This window comes from Brevundimonas sp. (genome assembly GCF_036399195.1).
GTDB lineage: Bacteria > Pseudomonadota > Alphaproteobacteria > Caulobacterales > Caulobacteraceae > Brevundimonas.
This window is the reverse complement of record NZ_DASWNO010000296.1, coordinates 1-8,305: the sequence shown is the minus strand read 5'-3', so window position 1 is coordinate 8,305 and position 8,305 is coordinate 1. Positions and strand designations below refer to the sequence as shown.

The window sequence follows — 8,305 nt, the reverse complement described above, 5'->3', positions numbered from 1 at the left end:
TCGGGCTTGACGTGATCCACCAGCATCGGCTGCGACGGATCGCTGAGGTTCACCCTCCGCACCGCCACGGTCACGATCTCTGCTCCAGCGGCCTCTGCGGCCGCGGCGTTCTGGGCATAGTCCCTGTACTTGCCCGTGCCGACGATCAGCCGGCTTGAGAAGGTCCGGCCGGCGACCGTCCAGGTGTCGATCTCTTCGTTCATGCGCCGCGTTTAACCGTCCGGGCCGCGGGACGGAACCCCGGACGATCCAGCGGCAGCGATTGCAGGAAGAGCCGCGCTGGTGACATGCCGGATGACCGCGCGGGCGTTTCCCGGTCTGCTGGCGCATCCCGGAACCGCCCCAGAGGACTCTCATGATCGATCGTCGACTGTTCATTGGAGCGGGGTTCGCCTACGGCGTTCTGGCCAACCAGGCCGAGGCCGAAGCAATGGCCGACGCCCGACTGGATGAGCTCGTTCGCGCTCGAGACTTCCACGGCGCCGTGCTCGCCGTCTCCGGGGGCGCCGTCAGGCACCGCGCGGGTTACGGGCAGGCCGATATCGAGCGCGGACTGCTGAACACGCCCGAGACGCGGTACAAGATCGGCTCCATCAGCAAGGCTCTGACGACCGGGGCGGTGTTGGCGCTTGTCCAGCAGGGCAAGGTCCGGCTCGACGATCCAATCACCCGTCACATCGTTGACGCGCCCGCCGCCTGGGCCGAGATCCGGGTGCGGCACCTGCTGAATCACAGCTCCGGTCTGCCCGAAATCATGCAGGTGCCGGGCCACGCCCAGAGGATGGCTCAACGCAACACCCTGGAGGGCACGGTCGCCCTTCTTCATCCCTTGCCGCTGGCGTTCACCCCTGGAACACGTTTCCAGTACGGCAACTCGGGCCATACCGTCGCCGGGCGGTTGGTGGAGTCGGTTACAGCGATGGCCTATCCCGACGCCTTGCGGTCGCTGGTGCTGGACGTTCACGGACTGTCGGACACCGGCTACGCCGACTCGCACGCCTCGATCCCCGGCCTCGCCGTCGGCTACCGCGTAACAAACGGGGTGGCGGCGCCCGCTCCCTTCATCGACATGTCGGTCACCTTGGGCGCGGCGGCGGAGTATTCCACCGTCGATGACCTGCACCGCTGGCTGACGGTCCTCGAAACCGGCGCCCTCGCCGGCCTTGCCCGCGACAGCGGCATGTTCACGCCAGGGCCAGGGCCCGTGGGGCTCGCCTGGACCATCGGTGATTTCGAGAACCGTCGGATGGTGTCCCACGCGGGCGGCATGGTCGGATTCGTCGGGTTCATGGCCAGGTTCCCGGATCAGGACGTCACCGTCGTGGCCCTGAGCAACCGGGAGAACGCGCCCGTGAATCCGGTCGTTATGGATCTGGCGCGGGCGCTGCTGGCCTGACAGGCCTCACCGCCCGAGGGGAGCGCGGCCCAAGCCTCCATGGCGCCCCCGCCGGCCGCTAACTAGTTGCCGCTGCCGGCCCGACCGTCCCGAGCCGCGATCAGCGCCGACACGTTGATATCCGAGCCGACCACGCAGGTGTCGGCGCTCAGCGGGCAAATCCCGAGCGTCCGCTCGATCTCGCGCAGCCTCACCACCTCCGGATTCGAACGGATCGATTCGGCCAGCAACCGGTTCGCCTCGGCCTGACCCCGGGCCTGCGCGATGCGGGCCTCGGCGTTGGCCCTTTCGAGGTTGACGCGTTCAAGGGCGGCGCGCGTGTTCTGCTCCGCGGTCGTGCGCGACTGGATCGCGGCGAGGACCGTCTCCGGGTACCGGATGGAGCCGACCCACTCCATGCGGATGATCTCCAGCCCCTGCGGCGACCATTCGCGCTGTAGCGCCTGCATGGCCCGCTGCAGCACGATCTGGCGTCCGGGGCCGATGAGCTGTCCGGGGCAGTCGTCCGCATCGGGGGTGCCGGGCGTGGCGGCGGGGGCGGCGCCGGGCGCGATCGGCTGAACGTTCGGCGTGGCCGACTGCTGGGCGTTGCAGGCGACGGGCAGCTTTTCGGTTTCCCGGGCGATGGCGGCGCGCACGGAGGTTCGCAGCGGCCCGTCGATGAAGGCGTCGAACTCCTGCCGCCAGGTCGCATACAGGTCGGCGGCCTTGTCCTCGCGAATGCGGAATGTCAGGGCCACGTCCGCCGTCATCGGCAGGCCGAGCACGTCCGAGAAGGTGATCTCCTCATTCTCGCGCCCGTCGTTGTTGGCCTCGCGCGTGTAGCTGTAGGTGCGCTGAAGCGTCTGATAGGTGCGAATCTTCTCGCCGATGCCTTCCCAGTGGAAGCCGGGTCCCAATTCGCTGCGCTGGACGCCGGGGTTCGGGCCGAACTTGGTCGTCTTGATGCCCATGTAGCCACTCTCGACCGTCACGCTGCACGAGGTCACCGTCACGGTGGAGATGACGATCAGCAGGCCGATCAGCAGGACCAGAGAGATCATCCGTCCGGCCGATCCGCCCGGGCGCAGGTTCATGTCGGGCAGGCCCGATCCGAAGTTCGACATCTGTTTCCGCCCCTCAGCGCTTCAATGATCCGGCGGCCCACGCCCAGAGCCGCCATGCGGCCCAGACCAGCGCCAGTATGCCCCCGATTCCGAGCACCGAAGCGACGATCAGGCTGCCCGCGAAATGGGCCTCCAGCACAGCGGGCACCGCATATCGGATCAGGAAGATGAACGCGATGACCAGCGCGGCAACGCCGGCCGCGACTCCCAGAGCGGTCTTGATTTCACGGTCCATCGCATCCCCCGCCGCCATCAGAGCGCACCCGGCCGCGCGGCGCAATCACCCGCCGCCGACGAACTGCACAACCTCGATCCGGTCGCCGTCGGCCAGCGGCGTCGCGGCGTGCAGCGACCTCGGCACGATCTCGAGGTTGCGTTCGACCGCCACCTTGCGGACGTCCAGCCCGAGTTCCGCCACGAGCGCGAGGATGGTGCGCGCCTGCACCTGGCGGTCTTCGCCGTTGACCTGGATGCGGATGACGCTCACGTCTTGTCCCTGTGCTTTCGGGCGGACGGTTTGATAACCGCCACGCCTCGGCTAAAAGGCCCGTCCGATTCCGGTCGGAACCGCCGTCCACGAGCTCATGCCCGATCCAACCGTCCTCTACGTCCTGAACGGCCCGAACCTCAACCTGCTTGGGGTGCGGGAGCCTGACGTCTACGGCCACGAGACGCTGGACGACGTTCAGGCGCTTTGCCAACGGGCCGCGGGCGACGCCGTCCTGGTGTTCCGCCAGAGCAACCACGAAGGCGAGTTGGTCGACTGGGTGCAAGAGGCGCGGGAGAGGGCCTCGGCGCTGGTCATTAACCCCGCGGGATACGGCCACACCTCGGTCGCCCTGCTGGATGCGCTCAGAACGCTGACGATCCCGATCGTCGAGTGCCACCTGTCCAATCCAGCGGCGCGCGAACGCTTTCGCCACCGTTCCTATGTTTCGCCGGTCGCGGCCGGCGTGGTTTCGGGCTTCGGCTCATTCAGCTACGAACTGGCCGTGAAGGCCGCTCTCCGGCTGGCGCAGGAACACCGCGCCGCCGCCGACCGTTCGGTTTAGAAGGTAACAGAGGCTCCCATGGCCGATTCCAAGACCACTGCGTCCAAGCTCAAGAACGACGAGATCGACACCGCCCTGGTGCGCGGCCTCGCCGACATCCTGAACGACACAGACCTGACCGAGATCGAGGTCGAGCGCGGCGACCTGAAGATCCGCGTCGCCCGCGAGATCACCATGGCGGCGCCGATGCAATACGCGCCCGCTCCGGCTCAGGCCGCCGCCGCGGCGCCCGCTCCGGCCGCGGCTCCAGCCTCGATGCCCTCCGACCCGGCCACCATCGTCGCCAAGTCGGGCGAGGAGGTGAAGTCGCCCATGGTCGGCACCGCCTATCTGCAGGCCTCGCCCGAAGCGCCGCCGTTCTGCCAGCCGGGCGACAAGGTCAAGAAGGGCCAGACCCTGCTGATCGTCGAAGCGATGAAGACGATGAACCCGATCCAATCTCCGCGCGACGGCGTCGTCAGGGAAGTGCTGGTCGGCGACGCCCAGCCGGTCGAGTTCGGCGAGCCGCTCGTCGTGCTCGAGGCCTGATCCGGTGTTCACGAAAGTCCTGATCGCCAACCGCGGCGAAATCGCCCTGCGCATCCATCGCGCCTGCAAGGAGATGGGCATCTCCACCGTCGCCGTGCACTCGGAAGCGGACCGGGGCGCCATGTGGGTGCGGCTGGCCGACGAGAGCGTCTGCATCGGCCCGGCGCCGGCGGCGAAGTCCTATCTCAACATCCCGTCGATCATCGCGGCGGCCGAGATCACCGGCGCCCAGGCCATTCACCCGGGTTACGGCTTCCTGTCCGAGAACGCCCGCTTCGCCGAGATCGTCGAAGCCCACGGCATGACCTTCATCGGCCCCAAGCCCGAGCATATTCGGGTCATGGGCGACAAGATCACGGCTAAACAGACCGTGCTGGACGCGGGCATCCCCTGCGTTCCCGGCTCGGCCGGCGAAGTCGAGACCATCGACGCGGCGATCGCGGCGTCGAAGACAATCGGCTTCCCCCTGATCGTCAAGGCCGCGGCCGGGGGCGGCGGGCGCGGGATGAAGGTGGCGCTGACGGCCGACGATCTTGTCGAGGCGGTCCAGACCGCCCAGTCCGAGGCCACCGCCGCCTTCGGCAACGGGGCCGTCTATATGGAGCGCTATCTCCAGAAACCGCGCCACATCGAGCTGCAGGTCATCGCCGACAGCCATGGCAACGTCGTCCATCTGGGCGAACGCGACTGTTCCCTGCAGCGCCGCCACCAGAAGATACTCGAAGAGGCCCCCTCGCCCGCTCTGTCCGCGACCGAGCGCCTTGCGATCGGCGAGACCGTCAACAAGGCCATCGCCTCCATCGGCTACCTCGGCGTCGGCACCATCGAATTCCTCTGGGAGGACGGCGAGTTCTTCTTCATCGAGATGAACACTCGCCTGCAAGTCGAGCATCCGGTTACGGAAATGATCACCGGCGTCGATCTGGTGCGCGAGCAGATTCGCATCGCCGCCGGCCTGCCCCTGTCCTTCACCCAAGCCGATGTAACCTTCACCGGCCACGCCATCGAATGCCGGATTAACGCCGAGAACAGCGAGACCTTCACGCCCTCGCCCGGCACGGTCACGGATTTCCACGCCCCCGGCGGCCTGGGCGTGCGGCTGGATAGCGCCATCTACGCCGGCTATTCGATCCCGCCGTATTACGACAGCCTGATCGGAAAGCTGATCGTCCACGGCCGCGACCGCGAGGAATGCATCGCTCGGCTGAAGCGTAGCCTGAACGAGATGGTCGTCGGCGGCATCGACACCACCATCCCGCTGTTCCAGAAGCTGCTGCAGGAGCCGGACATCCTGTCCGGCGACTACGACATCCACTGGCTGGAAAACTGGGCCAAACGCCAGAAGGGCGACGCCTAGCTCGGTGGACGACCCCGGGTTCAGCGCCAGCGGGCCGTTCGGCGGCTTCGGCCCCGATGAACTGCTGAACTGCTACGCCGCCGGTGTTTTCCCGATGGGCGAAGGGCGGGACGATCCCCGCATCTTTCTGGTCGAGCCGGAGCAGCGCGGCGTCGTGCCGCTGGAAGACTTCCGCATTCCGACGCGGCTGCGCAGGACCATACGCTCGGAGCCGTTTGAGATCCGTGTCGACACCGCCTTCTCGGCCGTGCTGGATGCCTGCGCGGCGCCCGGACCGGGGCGGGAGGACAGCTGGATCAACGGGCCGATCCGCCGCCTTTACGTGGAGCTGAACGCCCGCGGTAGCGCCCACTCCATCGAATGCTGGCGGGACGAGCGGCTGGTCGGCGGCCTGTATGGTGTGACGTTGGGCGGCGCCTTCTTCGGGGAGAGCATGTTCAGCCGCGAGCGGGACGCGTCCAAGGTCGCTCTCGTGCATCTGGTCGCCCGCCTGAAGCGCGGCGGCTGGACCCTGCTGGACGCCCAGTTCCTGACCGAACACCTGGCTCAGTTCGGTGCGCTCGAGACGCCGCAGGCGGCCTATCTCAAGCTACTGGCCGCGGCGCGGCGAAAGAAGCCCGACACGCGCTCGCTATTCAGGCCGATGACCGGCGCCGAAGCGGTGTTCTACGCCTTGCAGCCCACAACCCAGGCGTCATAGACCGGGTGCTCCAGTCCGTTGATCGCGGGCGACGAGGCGAACATCCAGCCCCGGAAGATCTGGCGCGGATCGTTCGACCTGAGAATCCCGCGCGGTTGCACCGCGACCTCAAGATAGGCGACGGCGTCGGTCACCTGCTCGTCGGGCGCGGACACCTCGCAGGCGCGGGCGGTGAAGATCAGCGAGCGTTTGAAGCGCACAGGGCGGCCGCCCACCTCGACCTCGAACCGCATCGATTCCGCCGTGATCTTGTCGATGGCCTCGACGATGGCCACGCGCCGGCGCTGGCGACGCGAGGGCTCGACCGGGATTTCGACAGCCTTCACAGGAGGCGGCGCCTCAGCCTTCTCGTCCACGGGTTCGATCTCGATCGGATCGTCGTCGGCGATGACGATCGCTGGCGCGGGCGGGGTGAGCGCCACCGGCGACGCCGGGGCGGGCTCGCCCTCGGGGGCGGGCTCGACCGGCGGCGGCGGCGGAGCGGCGGGCTGGGTGTTCAGAACGGACGTGGGATCCCTGACCGGCACGGCGTCCTGAGGTAGATCATTGAGGGCCGAGGCCACCCCGGCTCCTGCCCCGGCGAGCGCCAGAACCGCCACCCCGGCCAGGACGACGAAGCGAGTCGTCATTCCGGGCGCCAGGCTTCGTAGTCGCCCGTGGCCGCCGGACGTTTTCCTTCGGCCGCCAGCGACCCCTTGGGCCGCCACGCCATGGGCGTCCCGGAGAGGTTCGGCAGGTGAGCTTCTTCCCACGCCTTTCGCGGCAAGGGGCTGTCCGTCGGCGTCTCGTCGTAGGTGTAGTGCAGCCAGCCGTGCCAGTCCGGCGGCACCTTCGAGGCATCGGCGTAACCGTTATAGGTCACCCAGCGGCGGCGGCGACCGTCGTAGCTCTTGGCGTCGCGGGACAGGTAGTAGCGGTTGCCGAACTCGTCCGTCCCCACATGCTCGCCCCGCTTGGCGATGGTGAAGAAGGTGCCGATGGTGGCGCCGCTGGTCCAGCCGAAGATCCTGCCTAGCACGTCGGGTAATCCACTCGCGATTCACCGCGCCGGCGAAGGCCGGCGGCGTGGCGTGATCATAGAAACGCGGAGCCCCTCCGTCCAGCGTTCGCGGCAGGATCACCCGATCAACATGTTGGGGGTAACCCTCGCCCGGACCGCCATATTTATTGCGACGGGGTCTTTTGGGTCGCTACGGTTGATCAGGTCACACCGAGTCCGTCGATGCCGTTTCCGTTTGCCGACCGTGCCGCAGCCCTCGGCCGATCTCTCCGCGAAATCGAACGCTGCGATCGCGTGGCGGCGGTGCTCGCGCCTGACGGTTGGACCGACGTGCAGGTCGAATCCTGGCTGGACTGGACGGAGGCGGAAGGTCTTGCTTGCGCCGGGTCCGACCCGCTCCAGGAGGCACTGACCCACTACGCGATGCGGCTGAAGCCGTCCGTGGCCAAAGCGCTGACGGCCAGCCTGCTGCTGGGCCTCGTCAGCCCCGCCCGGCCCGCCTCGGTCGGCGGGGAGCTGTTCGACCTTTCCGATCCGGCGTCCGCGCGACGTTTGAGGGCCGAGGCCGCGAGGCGGAAGCTGGCTCGACGCACCGGAGCCGCGCTCGAGGCGATCTCCATCGCCCTCGGCGGCGTCGCGGACGCCGTCACCCGCTGCCATGGACCACAGGGCGACTGCACCGACCCGCGTTCCAATCCAGCCCTCGCGAGAGCGGCCCTGGCGGCTCGCCGCGCCGGCGCCGGCGACGCCGACATCATCCGCGCGATCAACGGCGAGGGGTTCGGCGCGGAGCCTCAGCCGGCCGCCTCGGAGCCGCCGCTCGTCGCGCTGGCCGATCGCACGCTTGTCGCAGCGGGAGCACCTGTCGCGCTGCACGCAGGCGAGGCGGGCCTGGAGGGGGATCTGATCCTGACCTTCGAGCCGCAGAACGCGGACGCTATACTCTCCGCCGCGGCTGCGCCCGCCTTGCTCATCTCCCTGCCTGCGCTTCATCGCCTGGCGGGCGACTCCTTCGACGCCGCCCTCGGGGACTTGGTCCGCCTCTGGGTCGGGGCCGTCGCCGGCGATGGCGAGCGGCTTGTGTCCGTCGGCCTTGGAGGTCTGGCGGACGCCGTGCTGGAGCAGGTCGCGGACGGCTGGACTGATCGCGCCGGACGAATCGCCGC

The 8,305-nt window shown here is 68.3% G+C and carries 10 protein-coding genes and 2 pseudogenes; 6 read left to right on the top strand and 6 right to left on the bottom strand.

Annotated elements, in window-relative coordinates; genetic code table 11:
• A pseudogene (locus tag VGB60_RS13015) lies at positions 1 to 203 on the bottom strand (thiazole synthase); the annotation flags it as partial.
• A 152-nt stretch (positions 204 to 355) separates the two neighbouring features.
• Between VGB60_RS13015 and VGB60_RS13010 the strand changes: the two are divergent.
• Positions 356 to 1,396 carry a serine hydrolase domain-containing protein gene (locus tag VGB60_RS13010; protein ID WP_331038672.1) on the top strand — a complete coding sequence of 347 codons (1,041 nt, stop codon included), beginning with the start codon at positions 356 to 358 and terminating at the stop codon, positions 1,394 to 1,396.
• Between the two features lie 62 nt (positions 1,397 to 1,458).
• Here VGB60_RS13010 and VGB60_RS13005 read toward each other — a convergent pair whose 3' ends face one another.
• The 3 genes from VGB60_RS13005 to thiS are packed head-to-tail and all read right to left on the bottom strand — an operon-like array spanning position 1,459 to position 2,980.
• Complete coding sequence (locus VGB60_RS13005) at positions 1,459 to 2,502, bottom strand: SPFH domain-containing protein (RefSeq protein WP_331038671.1); 1,044 nt, start codon at positions 2,500 to 2,502, stop codon at positions 1,459 to 1,461.
• A 13-nt stretch (positions 2,503 to 2,515) separates the two neighbouring features.
• On the bottom strand, positions 2,516 to 2,737 hold the full coding sequence (locus VGB60_RS13000) for a hypothetical protein (RefSeq protein WP_331038670.1): 222 nt from the start codon (positions 2,735 to 2,737) through the stop codon (positions 2,516 to 2,518).
• A gap of 45 nt (positions 2,738 to 2,782) precedes the next feature.
• Positions 2,783 to 2,980, bottom strand: coding sequence for a sulfur carrier protein ThiS (thiS, locus tag VGB60_RS12995; RefSeq protein ID WP_331038673.1), 198 nt, complete (start codon positions 2,978 to 2,980; stop codon positions 2,783 to 2,785).
• 106 nt (positions 2,981 to 3,086) lie between these two features.
• Here thiS and aroQ point away from each other — a divergent pair, with 106 nt between their 5' ends.
• From aroQ to aat, 4 genes are all read left to right on the top strand, one after another.
• Positions 3,087 to 3,554, top strand: a complete 468-nt coding sequence (gene aroQ, locus VGB60_RS12990) for a type II 3-dehydroquinate dehydratase (RefSeq protein ID WP_331038669.1) — start codon at positions 3,087 to 3,089, stop codon at positions 3,552 to 3,554.
• 18 nt (positions 3,555 to 3,572) lie between these two features.
• The gene (gene accB, locus VGB60_RS12985; protein ID WP_331038668.1) at positions 3,573 to 4,082 is read left to right on the top strand and encodes an acetyl-CoA carboxylase biotin carboxyl carrier protein; all 510 of its coding nucleotides are present in this window, start codon (positions 3,573 to 3,575) and stop codon (positions 4,080 to 4,082) included.
• Between the two features lie 4 nt (positions 4,083 to 4,086).
• Complete coding sequence (accC, locus tag VGB60_RS12980; RefSeq protein ID WP_331038667.1) at positions 4,087 to 5,439, top strand: acetyl-CoA carboxylase biotin carboxylase subunit; 1,353 nt, start codon at positions 4,087 to 4,089, stop codon at positions 5,437 to 5,439.
• Positions 5,440 to 5,533: 94 nt separating this feature from the next.
• Positions 5,534 to 6,139, top strand: coding sequence for a leucyl/phenylalanyl-tRNA--protein transferase (gene aat, locus VGB60_RS12975; RefSeq protein WP_414644528.1), 606 nt, complete (start codon positions 5,534 to 5,536; stop codon positions 6,137 to 6,139).
• Here the strand turns inward: aat and VGB60_RS12970 are convergent.
• The gene (locus VGB60_RS12970; RefSeq protein ID WP_331038665.1) at positions 6,106 to 6,768 is read right to left on the bottom strand and encodes a DUF2155 domain-containing protein; all 663 of its coding nucleotides are present in this window, start codon (positions 6,766 to 6,768) and stop codon (positions 6,106 to 6,108) included. The genes aat and VGB60_RS12970 overlap by 34 nt on opposite strands.
• Positions 6,765 to 7,157 (bottom strand): NADH:ubiquinone oxidoreductase subunit NDUFA12, encoded by a 393-nt coding sequence (locus VGB60_RS12965; RefSeq protein WP_331038664.1) that lies wholly within the window; start codon positions 7,155 to 7,157, stop codon positions 6,765 to 6,767. Before VGB60_RS12965 ends, VGB60_RS12970 begins: the two co-directional genes overlap by 4 nt.
• 204 nt (positions 7,158 to 7,361) lie before the next feature.
• Here VGB60_RS12965 and VGB60_RS12960 point away from each other — a divergent pair.
• A pseudogene (locus VGB60_RS12960) lies at positions 7,362 to 8,305 on the top strand (TSCPD domain-containing protein); the annotation flags it as partial.

Excerpts from the sequence above, each read along its gene's own strand:
- aroQ (WP_331038669.1), top strand. The coding sequence starts at position 3,087 with ATGCCCGATCCAACCGTCCTCTACGTCCTGAACGGCCCGAACCTCAAC.
- VGB60_RS13005 (WP_331038671.1), bottom strand. The coding sequence starts at position 2,502 with ATGTCGAACTTCGGATCGGGCCTGCCCGACATGAACCTGCGCCCGGGC.
- VGB60_RS13010 (WP_331038672.1), top strand. The coding sequence starts at position 356 with ATGATCGATCGTCGACTGTTCATTGGAGCGGGGTTCGCCTACGGCGTT.
- aat (WP_414644528.1), top strand. The coding sequence starts at position 5,534 with ATGGGCGAAGGGCGGGACGATCCCCGCATCTTTCTGGTCGAGCCGGAG.
- VGB60_RS12970 (WP_331038665.1), bottom strand. The coding sequence starts at position 6,768 with ATGACGACTCGCTTCGTCGTCCTGGCCGGGGTGGCGGTTCTGGCGCTC.
- VGB60_RS13000 (WP_331038670.1), bottom strand. The coding sequence starts at position 2,737 with ATGGACCGTGAAATCAAGACCGCTCTGGGAGTCGCGGCCGGCGTTGCC.
- accB (WP_331038668.1), top strand. The coding sequence starts at position 3,573 with ATGGCCGATTCCAAGACCACTGCGTCCAAGCTCAAGAACGACGAGATC.